The 15,297-nt window shown below is 64.7% G+C and carries 13 protein-coding genes; 4 read left to right on the forward strand and 9 right to left on the reverse strand.

Annotation, left to right across the window (positions count from 1 at the left end):
* Positions 1-58: 58 nt before the first annotated feature.
* The gene (locus LG047_RS11095; protein WP_227966716.1) at positions 59-931 is read left to right on the forward strand and encodes an undecaprenyl-diphosphate phosphatase; all 873 of its coding nucleotides are present in this window, start codon (positions 59-61) and stop codon (positions 929-931) included.
* Between the two features lie 404 nt (positions 932-1,335).
* Here LG047_RS11095 and LG047_RS11100 read toward each other — a convergent pair whose 3' ends face one another.
* Positions 1,336-2,514 carry a site-specific DNA-methyltransferase gene (locus LG047_RS11100; protein WP_036284781.1) on the reverse strand — a complete coding sequence of 393 codons (1,179 nt, stop codon included), beginning with the start codon at positions 2,512-2,514 and terminating at the stop codon, positions 1,336-1,338.
* A gap of 147 nt (positions 2,515-2,661) precedes the next feature.
* The gene (locus tag LG047_RS11105) at positions 2,662-3,267 is read right to left on the reverse strand and encodes a ribonuclease HII (RefSeq protein ID WP_227968477.1); all 606 of its coding nucleotides are present in this window, start codon (positions 3,265-3,267) and stop codon (positions 2,662-2,664) included.
* Between the two features lie 184 nt (positions 3,268-3,451).
* Here LG047_RS11105 and LG047_RS11110 point away from each other — a divergent pair, with 184 nt between their 5' ends.
* Positions 3,452-3,913, forward strand: a complete 462-nt coding sequence (locus LG047_RS11110) for a hypothetical protein (protein ID WP_227966719.1) — start codon at positions 3,452-3,454, stop codon at positions 3,911-3,913.
* Between the two features lie 108 nt (positions 3,914-4,021).
* On the opposite strand, the gene LG047_RS11115 is transcribed toward LG047_RS11110, so the two are convergent.
* A complete protein-coding gene (locus LG047_RS11115; RefSeq protein WP_227966720.1) occupies positions 4,022-5,134 on the reverse strand; it encodes a PA0069 family radical SAM protein in 1,113 nt (370 codons plus the stop codon).
* Positions 5,135-5,427: 293 nt separating this feature from the next.
* A complete protein-coding gene (locus tag LG047_RS11120; RefSeq protein ID WP_227966721.1) occupies positions 5,428-6,861 on the reverse strand; it encodes a homospermidine synthase in 1,434 nt (477 codons plus the stop codon).
* A gap of 204 nt (positions 6,862-7,065) precedes the next feature.
* Between LG047_RS11120 and LG047_RS11125 the strand changes: the two genes are divergently transcribed.
* The gene (locus LG047_RS11125; protein ID WP_227966722.1) at positions 7,066-8,058 is read left to right on the forward strand and encodes a CHAD domain-containing protein; all 993 of its coding nucleotides are present in this window, start codon (positions 7,066-7,068) and stop codon (positions 8,056-8,058) included.
* Positions 8,059-8,106: 48 nt separating this feature from the next.
* Here the strand turns inward: LG047_RS11125 and LG047_RS11130 are convergent, their stop codons facing one another.
* From LG047_RS11130 to LG047_RS11150, 5 genes are all read right to left on the reverse strand, one after another.
* Entirely contained in the window at positions 8,107-8,985 is an 879-nt protein-coding gene (locus LG047_RS11130; RefSeq protein WP_227966724.1) for a hypothetical protein, read from the reverse strand.
* A gap of 112 nt (positions 8,986-9,097) precedes the next feature.
* Complete coding sequence (locus LG047_RS11135; protein ID WP_227966725.1) at positions 9,098-12,559, reverse strand: acyl-[ACP]--phospholipid O-acyltransferase; 3,462 nt, start codon at positions 12,557-12,559, stop codon at positions 9,098-9,100.
* Between the two features lie 101 nt (positions 12,560-12,660).
* Positions 12,661-12,936, reverse strand: a complete 276-nt coding sequence (locus LG047_RS11140) for a YiaA/YiaB family inner membrane protein (protein WP_227966727.1) — start codon at positions 12,934-12,936, stop codon at positions 12,661-12,663.
* A 29-nt stretch (positions 12,937-12,965) separates the two neighbouring features.
* Positions 12,966-13,655 (reverse strand): PspA/IM30 family protein, encoded by a 690-nt coding sequence (locus LG047_RS11145; RefSeq protein WP_227966728.1) that lies wholly within the window; start codon positions 13,653-13,655, stop codon positions 12,966-12,968.
* Positions 13,656-13,869: 214 nt separating this feature from the next.
* On the reverse strand, positions 13,870-14,538 hold the full coding sequence (locus LG047_RS11150) for a PspA/IM30 family protein (protein WP_227966735.1): 669 nt from the start codon (positions 14,536-14,538) through the stop codon (positions 13,870-13,872).
* Positions 14,539-14,648: 110 nt separating this feature from the next.
* On the opposite strand from LG047_RS11150, the gene LG047_RS11155 reads away from it, so the two are divergent.
* Positions 14,649-15,275 (forward strand): TetR/AcrR family transcriptional regulator, encoded by a 627-nt coding sequence (locus tag LG047_RS11155; protein WP_036288557.1) that lies wholly within the window; start codon positions 14,649-14,651, stop codon positions 15,273-15,275.
* Positions 15,276-15,297 lie beyond the last annotated feature (22 nt).

The following is a 15,297-nucleotide window of genomic DNA, read 5'->3' on the forward strand; positions in this document are numbered from 1 at the left end:
ATTCCATAGCGCGCCGCGCGCAACCATTGCGCGCAACAAGTTTCCGACGGGAGAACAGATGGCGACGGCTTGCACCAATGGTCTCGACACCGGTTTCGTCGACCTCGGCTATATGAAAGTGGCGGCGCTCGGCGTCGTGCAGGGCATCACCGAGCTCCTGCCGATTTCCTCGACCGCGCATATGCGCATCGTCCCGGCGCTGCTCGGCTGGAAGGACCCGGGCTCGGCGTTTTCGGCCGCCATGCAGCTCGCCGCGCTCGCGGCGGTCGTCAGCTATTTCTGGAGCGACATCCGCACCCTCGCGGTCGGCTCCATACAGGCGATCCGGCGGCGGGACTTCAACGACTGGACCTTCCGCTTCGTGATGTGGATCGGCTTTGCGACCGTGCCGATCGGCGTTGCGGGCATTCTCCTCTCGCATACGCTGAACACCTGCGGTTCGCCGCTGCGCTCCCTGCCGGTCATCGGCATTTCCTGCATCGTCATGGCGGCGCTGCTCGCGATCGCGGAGCTCTACTGCAACCACAAGCGCACGCTCGACCATGTGAGCCTCAAGGACGCGATGATCGTCGGCTTCGCGCAGGTCGGCGCGCTGATCCCGGGCGTCTCCCGCTCCGGCTCGACGCTCACCGCGGCGCTGTTCCTCGACCTCAAGCGCGAGGAGGCGGCGCGCTTTTCCTTCTTGCTCGGCCTGCCGGCCATCGCGCTCGCGGGCCTCAAGGAGCTCTGGGAGCTTCACAAGGCGCATCTCGACTTCCACGGCTGGTCGGTGCTGACGCTTGGCCTTTTCGTCGCGTCGATCTCGGCCTTTGTCGCGATCTGGGGCCTGCTCCGCATTCTGGAGCGCTTCTCGGCATGGCCCTTCGTCGCCTATCGCGGATTCATCGGCGTCGTGCTGCTCGTGGGCTTTTACGCCGGATTCCTCGCCTGAGGCGCAGGCCGCTTTTCCGATTGGTTCGGGGCCGGGGCTGATCCCGGCCCCCCATTTTTGGGAGGTGCCGGCCGCATCCGCTCGCCGCTAAATTTCCCCTGCTGAACCAATGCCTTACATCGGCGTAGCGGTTCGGTCGAATTCCCAAGGGGCGAGGTCGATGACTCGAGCGGAAAATACCAGCGCTTCAAAATACGCCACAGACATGCCAGATCGGTTGGCGCGCGCGAAAGAGGAGCGCAGGCGGGAGGCCGCCGTTTTGAAACTCTGGAGCGCCTACCGCCTCATCGACGATCCCATGACGCGCGCGGTCGTGCAGTTTGCGCTGCGACGGCTCGCCACAAGGCCGCATTGCCAGATGTTCCACCCTTCGAGGTGAACGGCGGCGACGCCCGGCTCGAGGCCTATTCCGCTGCGCCGCGCATGTGGTCGCGCATCTGCGCGCGCAGCTCATCGATGGGCGCCACCAGACCGTCGGCCTTCTCGTAATGCCAGAAGGTCCAGCCGTTGCAGGCCGGAAGACCCTGCGCCAATGCGCCGGTCTTGTGAATCGAGCCGATGAAGCCCGATAGCGAGAGCGTCCCGTCGGCGCGCACCATTGCGACATGGCGCTTCTTCAAATCCGTCAACCTCGCGCCGGGCGCGATGAGCCCCGACTCGACGAGGCTCGCGAAAGCGATTCGCGGCTCGGCGCGTTTCGACGGCGCGACAGAGACGGCGTGCTCCGGCAGGGGCTCGATCTCGGCGATTCGCGCATTGGCCGCCTTCGCATAGACGGGGTCGCGCTCCAGGCCGAGGAAATCGCGCCGCAGGCGCTTTGCGACGGCGCCCGTCGTGCCGGAGCCGAAGAAGGGGTCGAGCACGAGATCGCCCGCGTTGGAGGCGGAAAGAATCACGCGCGCGAGCAGCGTCTCGGGCTTTTGCGTCGGATGGGCCTTGCGTCCCTCCGCGTCCTTGAGGCGTTCGGCTCCGGTGCAGATCGGCAGCAGCCAGTCGGAGCGCATCTGGCAATCTTCATTGCCAGCCTTCAGCGCTTCGTAATTGAAAGTGTAGCTCTTCGCCGAGGCGTCGCGCGCCGCCCAGATCATCGTTTCATGGGCGTTGGTGAACCGGCGGCCGCGAAAATTCGGCATCGGATTGTTCTTGCGCCAGACGATGTCATTCAGAATCCAGAATCCCAGATCCTGCATGATCGCGCCGACGCGGAATATGTTGTGATAGGAGCCGATGACGAAGATCGTCGCCGAAGGCTTCATCACGCGCCGCGCGGCCGACAGCCAGTCGCGGGTGAAAGCGTCGTAGGTCGCGAAATCGGCGAATTTGTCCCAGTCGTCGTCGACTGCGTCGACGAGGCTCTGATCCGGCCGGGTAAGCTTGCTGGCGAGCTGGAGATTATAGGGCGGATCCGCGAAGACGAGATCGACGCTCTCATGGGGCAGGCCCCGCATCAGCTCGACGCAGTCGCCCTGCAATATGGCGTTTCGCGCCGACATCGCGCGGGGCGGCCCTGCAATGGAAGACCCGGTACGCGTGACCTTGATCCGGGTTTGGAGGCGGGCCGCCCCGACGCGCGCGCTACTCATTCACTCAACACCACATACGCTACCAACACGTGCGATGATGCCGGAACGAGGTAAAAGCCGCGTATAGGAAGCGTGGGCGCTACCGTCTCTTTTTCGAACGGATATCTTAAGGAAAAGAAAAGGTTATCAGAAGGTTTCCAGCGCCCCTCAGGACTTGTCGCGTAACGGCGCAAAACTGAAACGATGCGCGGGAGTAGGCCCTATCCTCTCCAGCGCGTCGAGATGACGCCTCGCGCCGTAGCCGGCGTTGGTCTCGAAACCATAGTCGGGATAGGCCGCCGCCAGCCGCCGCATCATGCCGTCGCGCGCGACCTTTGCGACGATGGAGGCGGCGGCGATGGACAGCGCCAGGGCGTCGCCCTTGACGATGGCGCGGCAGTGGCAGGTCAGCGGCGGCGGATCGCGCCCGTCGACGAGCACGAAGGCTGGCGACAGAGAAAGTCCGGCGACCGCGCGCGCCATGGCGGCGAGAGACGCCTGCCGGATGTTCATCGCGTCGATTTCCGAGGGCGTGACGAAGGCGACGCTGACCGCTTGCGCGGTGGACAGGATCCTCTCGAAGGCGGCCTCGCGCTCCCTCGGACCGAGCGCCTTCGAATCATTCACGCCAAGCGGCAGGCGGGCGGGATCGAGAATGACCGCCGCCGCCGCCACGGGGCCGGCGAGGGGACCACGGCCGACCTCGTCGACGCCGGCGACAGGCCAAACGCCTTGCCGACGCAGCCGGCCTTCGAGACGAAAATCCGGGCCCATCGAAATCATGGGGAGAAACCGCCGTTCACAGAGGTCTTTCCGGTTCAGCTTCAGCTTTGCTAAAGAAATGCAAACAAGCGCCGGAAGGCGTGGCCTGGCGAGAATCGGCCCCGTGCGGCGGGGCGAGGCGGGCAAGGAGCGCAGGAGGCATCTTATGGAACAGCAAAGCGCGGCGACTATGGGCATGGCAACCGAAAAGTCCGTCGAAGCGGCGACTTATCCGAAAGAAAAGGCGCTTCCGGCGGTCTCGGGCGCCGCGCCGGCCCCGCCGATCACAAACGATGCGGAGCACAATGGGGTCTTTCGAAAACTCGTCTCGGGCGACGACGACATCATCGGCCTCGTCGCCTATTCGCTTTACAAGCAGAACAAGATCGACTGGATGCGCGCTTTCGAGAGCCAGAACGGCCGCGCGCCGAACGATCAGGAATTCGCCTCCTACATCATTGGCGAGAACACGCCGCGCCGTGTGGCGACCTATCGCTTCCTGGCCGAATCGACGGTCGATCGCTCCGCGCCGGGGAGCTATGGGGGGCGCCGCCCGCTGTTGAGCGCCACGATGCAGATTTTCTACGGCCTGTTCGGCGTCGCCGCCGTCGCGGCGCTCATCGTGCTGCTGCGTTTCTTCTTTTCATTGAAGCACTAGGGCAAATTCGGCGAATTTGAATTCTCCGAATCTGCTCTCGCTTCATTTTCTGTCGCGCGTTCAAGCGGAAAACCGCCTGCACTTTTCCTGAACGCGCTCCAGCCGCGCTCAAAACAATGCGAGCTGCTGCGGCGAGCGCCGCGGCGGTTCGAAGAGATCGGTCCGCAGTCGCGTCTGCGAAAAGCCGAGGCGCTTGGCGGCGACCTCAAATCGGCGCCCGATCATCCAGGCGTAAGGGCCGTCGCCGGTCATGCGCTTGCCGAAGGCGGCGTCGTAGATTTTCCCGCCGCGCGTGGAGCGCACGAGCGACAGGGCGCGCCGCGCCTTGTCGGGAAAATTGGCGACGAGCCACTCGCTGAAAATGTCGCGCAGTTCGAGTGGCAGGCGCAGCATGATATAGCCGGCCTCCCGCGCCCCCGCGGCGTGGGCGCGGGTCAGGATCGTCTCGATCTCCTCGTCATTGACAGCCGGTATGATCGGCGCGGTCATCACGGCGACGGGAACGCCGGCCGCGGCGAGCTTCTCGATGGCGTCGAGCCGGCGCTCGGGCGTCGCGGCGCGCGGCTCCATGATGCGCGCAAGACGCGGATCGAGCGTCGTCACCGACAGCGCGACTTTCACCAGGCCTTGCTCGGCCATGGGCGCGAGCAGATCGAGATCGCGCAGCACCAGCGCCGATTTCGTCACGATGCCGACCGGATGTTTCGCGCGCGCCAGCACTTCGAGAATCGAGCGCATCACGCGGTGGCGTCTTTCCGCCGGCTGATAGGGGTCGGTGTTGGAGCCGATGGCGATCATCTTCGGGACATAGTTCGGCGCCGACAATTCGCGCTCGAGAATCTGCGCCGCGCCGTCCTTGACGAAGATTTCCGTTTCGAAATCGAGGCCGGGAGACAGGCCCATATACGCGTGCGTCGGCCGCGCGAAACAATAGACGCAGCCATGCTCGCAACCGCGATAGGGATTGATCGAGCGATCGAAGGAAATGTCGGGCGAATCGTTCTTGGTGATGATCGAACGCGGCTTCTCGACGTGAATATTGGTCTTCAGTGCGTCCAGCGTTCCGAGCCCGCCCCAGCCGTCGTCGATTTCCTCGCGGGTCTCCTTTTCAAAGCGCCCGCTGCGCTTCGAGACCGCGCCGCGTCCGCGCCGGCGCTCGGCGTCGATCAACCCGCCGATCCGCGCCCCCGCGTCTGGCGCAATTTCCGCCAAATGGCCCATGACGAACTCCACCCGTTCCGTGACAGTGACGGGAGGCCCTCGCTCCGTCGCGACGAAAGCGCGCGACAGCCGGGCCTCCCACGCAGACGCAACACGCAACGCAACTCACTGGGGACTTCCATGCCCCGCCATGGCTCGACCTGCCGCAGCGGAACATAACCAGAATAAAGAACAATTATAGAACAAAATTTCGGGATGCAAGAGGCGTTCGGCGGATTCGTTCCGGCAATAAAAAACGCGCCGCCCCTTGGGAGGCGGCGCGCGCGTAAATGGATCGGCTTTTTTTTGCGGCTTCAGCGCACCAGAATGTTTTTGAACTGCCAGGGGTCGCTCTCGTCGATGTCCTCCGGGAAGAGGCCGGGGCGGCCCGAGAGCGGCGTCCAGTCGGTGTAATAGCCTTTCACCGGGCCGAGATAGGGCAGTTGCACTTCGAGGCAGCGCTTGTAGTCGACCTCGTCAGCCTCGACGATTCCGGCCTCCGGATTCTCGAGCGCCCAGACCATGCCGGCGAGCGCGGCGGAGGCGACCTGCAGGCCGGTCGCGTTCTGGTAGGGAGCGAGGTCGCGCGTCTCCTCGATCGAAAGCTGCGAGCCGTACCAATAGGCGTTCTTGGCGTGGCCGTAGAGAAGCACGCCCAGTTCGTCGATCCCGTCGACGATCTCGTTCTCGTCGAGAATCTTCCAGCTGTCCTGCATCTTGCCGGCCTGCCCGAACATCTCGTGCAGCGAGAGCACCGCGTCATCGGCCGGGTGATAGGCGTAATGGCAGGTCGGGCGATAGACGGCCTTGCCGGAGGCGTCGCGCACGGTGAGATAGTCGGCGATCGAGATCGACTCATTGTGCGTGACGAGGAAGCCGTATTGCGGCCCCGGCGTCGGGCACCATGTGCGCACGCGCGTGTTGGCGCCGGGAGAGAGCAGATAGATCGCCGCGCCGCAGCCCGTCGAATGGGTGCGGCCGATGTCCGGCAGCGACTTTTCATGCGTGCCCCAGCCGAGTTCGGCGGGCTGCATGCCTTCGGAGACGAAGCCCTCGACTGACCATGTGTTGACGAAGACGTTGCGGGGCTTCGGGTCGCGGGCGCGCTGCGTGTCGCGCTCGGCGATGTGGACGCCCTTGAGCCCGAGCTTCTGCGCCAGCGCGCCCCATTCGGCGCGGGTCGTCGGCTCCCGGTCGAGGACGCCCGTGTCCTTGGCGATGTTCACCAGCGCCTGCTTCACGAACCAGGAAACCATGCCGGGGTTGGCGCCGACGCAGGAAACGGCGGTGGAGCCGCCCGGATTCTTGCGACGCTCCTCGAGGACCGTCTCGCGCAGGGCGTAATTGGTGCGGCCTTCGTTACCCTTGCTCTTGTCGAAATAGAAGCCGGGCCAGGGCTCGACGACCGTGTCGACATAAAGCGCCTTCAGTTCGCGCGCTAGCTGCATGATGGCGAGTGAGGAGACGTCGACCGAGAGATTGACGATGAAGCCCTGTCCGTCGCCCTTGGTCAGGAGCGGCGTCAGCACCTCGCGGTAGTTCTCCGGCGTGAGGCCGGTCTTGATAAAGGCGACGCCGCGCTCGTCGAGCAGGCGACGATGCGTGTCGACGGGATCGATGACCGTGAAGCGGCTCTTGTCGAAGTCGAAATGGCGCTCGATCAGGGGCAGGATGCCGCGCCCGATGGAGCCGAATCCGATCAGAACGATCGGGCCGGTGATTTTGCCATAGACGGGCCAGACGGACATGGGCGGGTCTCCTGCGGGAATGATTGTTGCGCTGCGATAAAGCAAGAGTGGGTGTGATAATCAAGCCCGGCGGGACCGCGGCTTTCGATCGCCCCGGCCGGCGCGCGGCTTTCGGGCGCTCCGTCTCGCCTCCCGCCGCGGCCACGCTTGATTGTGACGCAAGCTTCGTTTCAGTTTCGGGGCGCGAAACGCGGAGGTTCGGACATGAAGCGTTCGGCGGAGGCCCGGGAGTCTCCCGCCGCCGGGGGATCGGCGCCGCGGCGCGACGTCGTGGCCGGGCCCGCGTCAGCCGGACCGCAGAAGGCGCGGCCAGTAAAACTCTCTCCCGAGGACTCGACGGAGGACGCCGCGATTTGCGTCTTCCTCTCCGCGCTCGACCAGTTCGAAGCCAATGCAAGAGCGTTGCGGGCGCAGGAAGATCCGGAATGCGTCCACCAGATGCGGGTGGCGCTGCGCAGGCTGCGCGCAGCCATCGGCCTGTTCCGCAACGCGCTGTCGGGACCGGCGTTAGACGCCGCGCGCGAGCGCGCGAAGGCGATTGCGTCCGTTCTCGGCGCCGCGCGAGATTGGGACGTGTTTCGCGAGATGCTCGAGGCCGGCCCGCGCGCGGCCTTTGAGCAGGAGCCGAGTTTCTTTGCGCTGCTCGACGCCGTGGCGTCGCGCCGCGCGACGGCCTATGCGCAGGCGCGCGCCAAGCTCGACGAAACGCAGGCGGTGCAATTCGTCGCGGAGTTCCGGGCGGCGATCGAGCTGCGCGACTGGAATGCGGCGGCGGACGCGCGCGACGAGGGCTCTGCGAAAGGCTTTGCGCAAGCGGCGCTGACGCGGCTGCGCAAGCGCGTGATGAAAAAAAGCAGGGGACTGGCTGATCTGTCGCCCGAGGATCGTCACCAGGCGCGCATCGCGCTGAAAAAGGCGCGCTATGGCGCGGAGTTTTTCCAGAGCCTTTTCCCGCATCGGCGCGGCGCGCGCAGATTTTCCCGCGCGCTCGCCGAATTGCAGGACGGACTCGGCGCCTTCAACGACATGGAGACGGTGACGCCGCTGCTCGACGAGATCGACGCCGGGGACGGCGGCGCGACGATGCGCGCGTCAGCCTTCGTGCGCGGCTGGTTCGCCCATGCGGCGCGGGCCGGCGTCGAACATGCGCGGGAAAGCGAGAAGCGGCTGAAGGAGCTGGCGCCGTTTTGGGGGTGAGAGCCTAGCGCAATCCTTCGAGGCTGCGTAGGAACGGCGGTAACTGTGTCATAGCGGCAGGATGCCCTGTATGCCGCCACGGATGACATTTTTGACTTTAACTATTTCCGTCGTCTGTTCTATCAACTCCCCTTTTTCGTTATAGGAATCGACGACTCGGACGGTGCATTGGAGCGCATCGCCTGGGAGAATCGCGATTTGGCGAGCGCGATATTTCTCAATCCAGTCTTCGTCTCGCATAGCGGCGTTGATATTCCTCTTCCCGTGCAGGAATTGCCACATCGTGTCTTTAATCATGTCAGGTTTTCTCAGCGTGAGTACTAAATCGAGAATGTTTTCCTTTTCGATAGGCTGTTTGGCGTCACTCTCGACCTTATCGCTCGGGAGCCATGTCTCCTTTATGTCCGCACGATATTCGTCCATGCCGACCTCAAGAAGTAGCCCGTCTCCAACGTCCAGTTCGGCCTTTGCCTTTTGAATTTTGTCTAATGCCGCAATGAGCTGTCCGTCTTGGAGAGGCGCATAGTCGGGAAGGTGTCTAACGTCGGTAGCCGTAGCGTCGGAGACGATCTCTTTTTTCATTTCTTGCAGGCGATTGGAGGCGCCATCCTCGTTATCGAGGAACTTGATGGCTCTGATCCGCACGCCGTTAAGGAAGCAGCCGACAAACTTCTTCCATTCGCCCGATTTCAAAGCATCTTCGTCCATCGATTTAAGGACGTTTGCCAAGCGCACCCGCAGGCTACCTGCGGATACAGCCTCAAGGACGATGGAAGTCTCTATCTTTCTGTCGATTGTCGGCAGGACTGCACGGTCGAGGCTCTGAAAAGCGTCAATAAGAGCGCTTGCTGCATCGAAAATGCGTCGCGGGTCACCCTCGCCACTCTTGAAACTAATTACAAAGCTGAAATTAGCTTCGTGCCCCATGAAATGGCCTCCTCGCACAAAACCTGTCGATAAAAACCGATTCCCAGCGAAAGCGCCACCTTTAATCCCACTCCACCGTTGTGGCGAGTTTTTTTCCAGCAGCTATGCGCAGTTAAGTCGACATCGCCACGCTCCCGTCGATGCGTCCGAGCAGGCCATTGGGCAGGCGCGGGCCGTTCGCCATGTAGCGGCCGCGGTCGCGCACCATTTTCGTCACGCCGGCGAAATCGAGCTTGCCGGAGCCGAGCAGCGGCACCTTCTCGACAACCAGAACCTCGGCCGGGACCATCAGATCGGCGGCGCCTTTCGATTTGGCGTAGGCCTGGAAATCGGCGCGCGTCGCGTTCTTCTCCTGCGTGACGAGCACGATGCGTTCTCCCTTGCGCGGATCGACCTCGGTGGCGGCGGCGGAGATCGCCTTGGGCCAGAGCTCCGCGGCGAGCTGCTCGATCGCGGCGAGCGAGACCATCTCGCCGCCGATCTTGGCGAAACGCTTGGCGCGTCCCTTGATCGTGACGAAGCCCTGCGCGTCGATCGTGACGATGTCGCCCGTGTCGTACCAGCCGCCCTCCGGCGGTTGCAGCACGCCGGGCCTGTCAGCCTTGAGATAGCCCATCATCACATTGGGGCCGCGAACCAGCAGACGTCCGCCTTCCTCGACGCCCGGCACGGTTTCGAGCCTGTAATCGACGCCCGGCATGAGTCTTCCGACCGTGCCGAATTTGTTGAACATCGGCGTATTGAGCGCAAGCACCGGCGCCGTCTCCGTGACGCCGTAGCCTTCCAGAATCCTTATGCCGAATTTCTCGCTCCACACGTCGCGCGTCGACTGCTTCACCGGCTCCGCGCCCGCGACCACATAGCGTATCGAGCGGAAGTCATAGGCGTGGGCGGAACGCGCATAGCCGGCGAGGAATGTGTCCGTGCCGAAAAGGATCGTCGCGTTGGTTCCGTAAACCAGCTCCGGCACTATGCGGTAATGCAGCGGCGAGGGATAGAAATAAACCGGCACGCCCGAGATCAGCGGAAGCATGAAGCCGATCGTCAGCCCGAAGCTGTGGAAGATCGGCAGCACGTTGAAGACCTTGTCGGCGCGGCCGAAGTCGATGCGCGCCGCCGCCTGCGCGGCGTTCGCCAGCATGTTCCGGTGCGAAAGCGCCACGCCCTTGGGCGCGCCCTCCGAGCCCGAGGTGAAGAGAATGGCGGCCATGTCGTCCGGCTTGCGCGCAACGACGGGCTTCGTGAAGCGCAGCATGGCGCGCAGCTTGTCGAAAAGCCCGATCGTTGCGCGGACATCTTCGAGATAGACCAGCTGGACCTTCTCCTCGATGGCGGCGACGAGCTTTTCCAGCTTGCCTTTCTCGATGAAGCCGCGCGAGGTGAGAATGGTCTTCACCTGGGCCGCTTCGCAGCCCGAGAGAATATTCGCGGCGCCCGCGGTGAAATTGATCATCGCCGGCGCGCGGCCCGCCGACGTCACGGCGAGGAAGGCGACCCCCGCGCCATTGGCGTTGGGCAACATGATTCCGATTGCGTCGCCTGGCTGTCCATAGGCGGCGATCTTCTCGCCGAGCGCGCGCGCGCCGACGAGGATCTTGCGATAGGTGAGCTTGCCCGTGATCGGGTCTTCGAGCGCGACGCGCGAAAAACCGTGCTTGTCGGCGGCGCGGACCACCGCCTCGAACAATGTCTCGTCCGTCCTCGTCGTGCGGAAGATGAGATCCGACATGATCTGATAGAGCGCCGCGCCGGCGGCCATGCGCCGCGCCTTGCCCTTCAGCTCGTCATCGACGGTGAGGCGCACCGGCTCCTGAACCGTCAGCGTGAATTTCGGGAACCAGCGGCGGCGCGCCTGTTCGCGGGTGAGGCGCGAGAACATCGTCGCCTCGGGACCGTCGATCCTCACGGGCACGACCATGGCGCCGGATTTCTCGGCGATGAGCCCGGCGCCGTCATAGACCTTCATCAGGCTTCCGGTGACGGTGAGGCGCCCTTCGGGAAAGATCACCAGCGGATCGCCCGCCTTCACGGCGTTGACCAGCGTGCGCGTGCCGAGCGGCTTCGACGGATCGAGCGGAATGGCGCGGGTGAGTTTCAGGAAGGGCTTCACCCACCAGCGCTGCGAGATGCCGTGGTCGATGGCGAAAACGGGCTCCTTCGGCATGACGGAGAGAATCGCCGCCGCGTCCAGAAAGCTCACATGATTGAGCGCGACGATGGGATTGGGCCCCGCCTTCTCGAAATTCTCCAGTCCCTTCACTTCCAGCCGGTAGAAGGCGCGAAAGAAGATCGAGAGGACGTCGAGCAAGGGGTTCCTGACGACCGCCTTCCAGATCCAGACCGCCGACAGCAACGCGACGACGGCCATGCCGATGAGAAGATGCGCGAGCGAGACGCCGTAGCTCTGCAGGCCGGCGACGGCCAGTCCCCCGATGGCCATGAAGGCGGCGTTGTGCACATTGACCGCCGCGACCGTGCGGGCGCGCTCCGACGGCTCGCTCTGCGCCTGAATGGCGGCGAAGGCGGGAACGATCATCAGGCCGCCGGCGAGCGCGAGAAGGCCGAGATCGATCGTCGCGCGCCAGGCGCCGGGCTGCGCGAAATAGGCGGCGGGGCCGAGATCGGCGGCGCCCTCATGCATCGGCTGCAGCAGCAGCGAAAGGCCGAGATCGCCGGATACGAAGGCGATGATCGCCGAGCCGACGGCGGCCGGCAGAAGCACGATCCTGCCATGCAGCAGGAAGGCGGCGAGGCCGGAGCCCACGGCGATGGCGATGGCGAAGACGGCGAGATGGATCGTGACGACGCTTTCCGAACCATGCAGCACATGCGTCACGAGCGGCGGCATCAGCGACATTGCGATGGAGCCGAAGAGCCAGAAGAGGCTGGTCACGCCGGTGAGGCGCGACAGCGTCCGGTCGGCGCGCAGCACGCGCAGCAGGCGGTAGGTCGAGCGAAAGATGTTGGCGTCGATCCTCAGCCCGGCGGCGGCGCTCTGCGTCGGGGGAATGAACCAGGCGGCGGCGTAGCTCGCGACGGCGACGACCATTATCCCGACAGCGAAGGCGATGTCGCCATGCGACTCCATCGCGAAACCGCCGGCGATCGTGCCGGTGAGAATGGCGATGAAGGTCGCGCTTTCGACGAGCGCGTTGCCGGCCGGCAATTCCTCGCGGGTCAGATGATCGGGCAGGATGCCGTATTTCACGGGGCCGAACAGCGCGCCCGTAATTCCGAACAGAACCAATGCCGCAAAGAGCGTCGGAACGTCGCCCAGAACAAAGCCCGTGGCGGAGACGCTGGCGACGCCGATTTCCGCGAGGCTGAGACGTCGGGCGATCAGCGCCTTGTCGTATTTGTCGGCGAGTTCGCCGCCCAGGCCGGACAGCAGGAAGAAGGGCGCGATGAAAAGCGCCCCCGCAAGGGTCACGAGCGAAGCGCCCGCATCCCCGCCGATCTTGAAGAGGATCAGCAAAACGAGCGCGTTCTTGAGGAAATTGTCGTTGAAGGCCGCGAAGAACTGGCGCCAGAACAGGGGCGCGAAACGGCGCGTTGCGAGAAGCGACTGCGACATGGCTTGAAATCCGTGCGGGCGAGGCCGGCGACAATGACCCGATCTCATTTAAGGATCGGTCAAAACGCCGGCCGATTGCGAGGAAAAAGGGGCGCCTTTCGTTACGCCGCCTTGGAGACGTCCATCAGCAGGCGTTCGGTCTTGGCGTCCTCGATGCGGTTGAGGAGCTTTTCCGCCTCCTGATTGTCGCGGATCGTCTTGGTCACGATGATGCAGGACTGCACCAGCATCACGATCCCCATGGCGAGAAAACTCTTCATCCAATGGTCGATCGGCATGAGGAACACGCCGCCGCCGACCATGACGAGCGACAGGACGAAGGTGGCGTAGGAGAAGGTGACGAAGGCGGAAGAGTGTTTGATCGGTTGCGAGGTCATTTGATTTCTCCTTTGAATTGGGTGCGCGCTCAGGCTCTGGCCTTTTCCTTGAGCCTTGCGAGAACGTCCGACGCGCGCGGCTTCACCGGCGGGCCGAAGCCTTCGTTGGCGAGCGTCTCGTTGAGGTTTTCGGCCGTCGGCTCCGCGTCCAACGCGTCGAGCGCCGCTTCCGCCGCGCAGACTTCCGCCTGTTGTTCCCGCAGCCTTGCGAGCGTCGCCTCGGCCTCGGAGAGCGTCGACTGATAGCAGGGCGCCTCCTCCAGCCGGCCGCGGCGGGCGACGCGCACCGCCTGCGCCGCGCGGGCGATGCGGCGGCCGCGTTCGAGCTCGGCGAGACGCGCCGACTGGTTGCGCACATGGCGCTCCAGCTTTCCGATCTCGGCCGCGAATATCGCGCGCGCCCTGTCGGCGGCCTGCGCGTCGCCTTCGAGCGCGGCGATGCTCTCGGCGGCCTTTTGCGCCAGATCATCCCGCCCGCCCCTGAGCGCCTCGACGGCGCGGGCTTCGAGTTCCGCTATCTGCGCGCGCGTCGCGGCGAGTTTCTGCTCCTCGCTGCGGTCCTGCGCGATGGCGATGGCGAGCGCCTTTTTTGCGCGATCGACGCTCGCCGCCGCGTCGCGCATCTGCTGGTCCAACAGCGAAAGCGCGTGGCGGTCGGCGAGGCGCTCCTCGGCCTCGAAAGCGCGTCCTCTGAGAAGGGTGACGACGGTCTTGAACATTGCGGCTCTCCCAATATGAACGACGTTCACGTTGGGAGACTAGCGCAAGAATGAACATCGTTCAAGCAAAAAATTGAACTTCGTTCAATTTCTGTTGGGACGGTGGAGCGGGCGGGGACTTCGCCTCCACGAGAAAACGAGCCTGCCTGCCGTGACGCGGGCGGATTTCGGCAGCCGTCCTCGACGCCGGTCGGAAGGGTCGATCAGCAGGAAATCAGACGGAAACTTCGGGGGCTCGAAAAACAGGCGCGGCTCGGGGCGTCTCGATCTCGTCGAACCTGCGCCGCCCGGCGCGGTCCTTGGACCCTTTCTCGCCGCGTTCCGCAGCTCGCAGACCAATCTGGACCAGCTGGTCGAGCAAGGCCTGTTCGACTTCGGCCGTCCGGTTGTCGCTGGAGCGGCCGGTCTGCTGTTCGACGCTGGCGGGACGCGGCTTCCTCGCATCCGCGGCGTTCGCCGGATCGCCGTCGTTCCCTTCGCGCCGACGGCTCTGCAGGTCGAAGAAGCGCGTGGTCTGACGCTCGACGCGGCCTTGCAGGCGCGCAATCTGCGAAGACATGTTCGCCTCGGCCCTTTTCGCGGCCTCGATCACGGCGTTATGCGTTGCTATCTCCGCCGCCGCCAGCCGCGCCAGCTCCGGATTCTCGTCCGCGCTGGCCTTGATCCAGCGCAACTGCTCCAGTTTCCGCCTGGCGTCGGCGACGCGCTGGTCCTGCAGTTCCGCCCGCGTGAAGGCCGCCGCCAGATCCCTTTTCGACCGCTCCAGCGCCCGGCCCACCTCCCGAATCTGGACTTCGAGGGAGCGAACGAGGCGCGGTTCGCTTCCACGCGGCTGTCTTGCGGCGCCGGCGGTCGCGTCAGTGGGCGAAACGGGGGAGAGCATGTTCCTTCCTCACATAGACCATTGTTCAGCCGTCGAGTTTAGGTAATGCTCAGCTGCTTCTCAACGCGCGGTTGCAGAGGCTTGAGAATGTGGCGAAGGGAAAGTTGCGGGTGAGCGTAAAAACTAGGGAAAATGCCGCCGAACGCCGTCCCCCGTTGCGCGATCGCCTGATTTCGGCGGCCGAGCAGGCGATTGCCGGGCGCGGGCTCTCGGGGCTCAAGGCGCGCGATCTCGCCGCATCCGCAGGCTGCGCGCTCGGCGCGATCTACACGGCCTTCGCCGATCTCGACGAGCTGATCCTGCGCGTCAACGTCCGCACGCTGGAACGGCTGGAGGCGGCGCTCGACGCGGCGCTTCGCTCGACCGATCCGGCGCAGGCGCTGCCCGCCCTCGCCCGCGCCTATCTGGATTTCGCGCGTCGCGAGGAGCCGAGCTGGCGCGCCCTCTTCCAGCACCGCCTGCCGCAGGGCGCGACGGTGCCGGAGTGGTACGCCGAAGCGCGCAACCGTCTCTTCGGGCGGCTGGAGGCGCCGCTCGCCGCGCTGCTGCCGTCGCAGGACGCCGCCGCCCGCGCGCGGCTGGCGCGCACGCTGTTTTCCGCCGTGCACGGCGTCGTCGCGCTGGGGCTGGAGGAGAAGCTCGCCGATACGCCGCCGGCGCTGCTAGACGCGCAGCTGGAGACATTGGTGCGCCTCGTCGCCGCCGGCCTCTCGCAGGAGACGGGCCGCTTGCCTTGAGCGGCGCGAGCTGACATAGGCG

The sequence above is a fragment of the Methylocystis sp. WRRC1 genome, assembly GCF_020733155.1.
Classification (GTDB): domain Bacteria; phylum Pseudomonadota; class Alphaproteobacteria; order Rhizobiales; family Beijerinckiaceae; genus Methylocystis.

What these genes read in the sequence shown, in the direction of transcription:
- LG047_RS11110 (WP_227966719.1), top strand. Translation starts at nt 3,452, where the DNA reads ATGGCAACCGAAAAGTCCGTCGAAGCGGCGACTTATCCGAAAGAAAAG.
- LG047_RS11105 (WP_227968477.1), bottom strand. Translation starts at nt 3,267, where the DNA reads ATGGGCCCGGATTTTCGTCTCGAAGGCCGGCTGCGTCGGCAAGGCGTT.
- LG047_RS11100 (WP_036284781.1), bottom strand. Translation starts at nt 2,514, where the DNA reads ATGAGTAGCGCGCGCGTCGGGGCGGCCCGCCTCCAAACCCGGATCAAG.
- LG047_RS11120 (WP_227966721.1), bottom strand. Translation starts at nt 6,861, where the DNA reads ATGTCCGTCTGGCCCGTCTATGGCAAAATCACCGGCCCGATCGTTCTG.
- LG047_RS11130 (WP_227966724.1), bottom strand. Translation starts at nt 8,985, where the DNA reads ATGGGGCACGAAGCTAATTTCAGCTTTGTAATTAGTTTCAAGAGTGGC.
- LG047_RS11135 (WP_227966725.1), bottom strand. Translation starts at nt 12,559, where the DNA reads ATGTCGCAGTCGCTTCTCGCAACGCGCCGTTTCGCGCCCCTGTTCTGG.
- LG047_RS11115 (WP_227966720.1), bottom strand. Translation starts at nt 5,134, where the DNA reads ATGGGCCATTTGGCGGAAATTGCGCCAGACGCGGGGGCGCGGATCGGC.
- LG047_RS11145 (WP_227966728.1), bottom strand. Translation starts at nt 13,655, where the DNA reads ATGTTCAAGACCGTCGTCACCCTTCTCAGAGGACGCGCTTTCGAGGCC.
- LG047_RS11125 (WP_227966722.1), top strand. Translation starts at nt 7,066, where the DNA reads ATGAAGCGTTCGGCGGAGGCCCGGGAGTCTCCCGCCGCCGGGGGATCG.
- LG047_RS11095 (WP_227966716.1), top strand. Translation starts at nt 59, where the DNA reads ATGGCGACGGCTTGCACCAATGGTCTCGACACCGGTTTCGTCGACCTC.
- LG047_RS11150 (WP_227966735.1), bottom strand. Translation starts at nt 14,538, where the DNA reads ATGCTCTCCCCCGTTTCGCCCACTGACGCGACCGCCGGCGCCGCAAGA.
- LG047_RS11140 (WP_227966727.1), bottom strand. Translation starts at nt 12,936, where the DNA reads ATGACCTCGCAACCGATCAAACACTCTTCCGCCTTCGTCACCTTCTCC.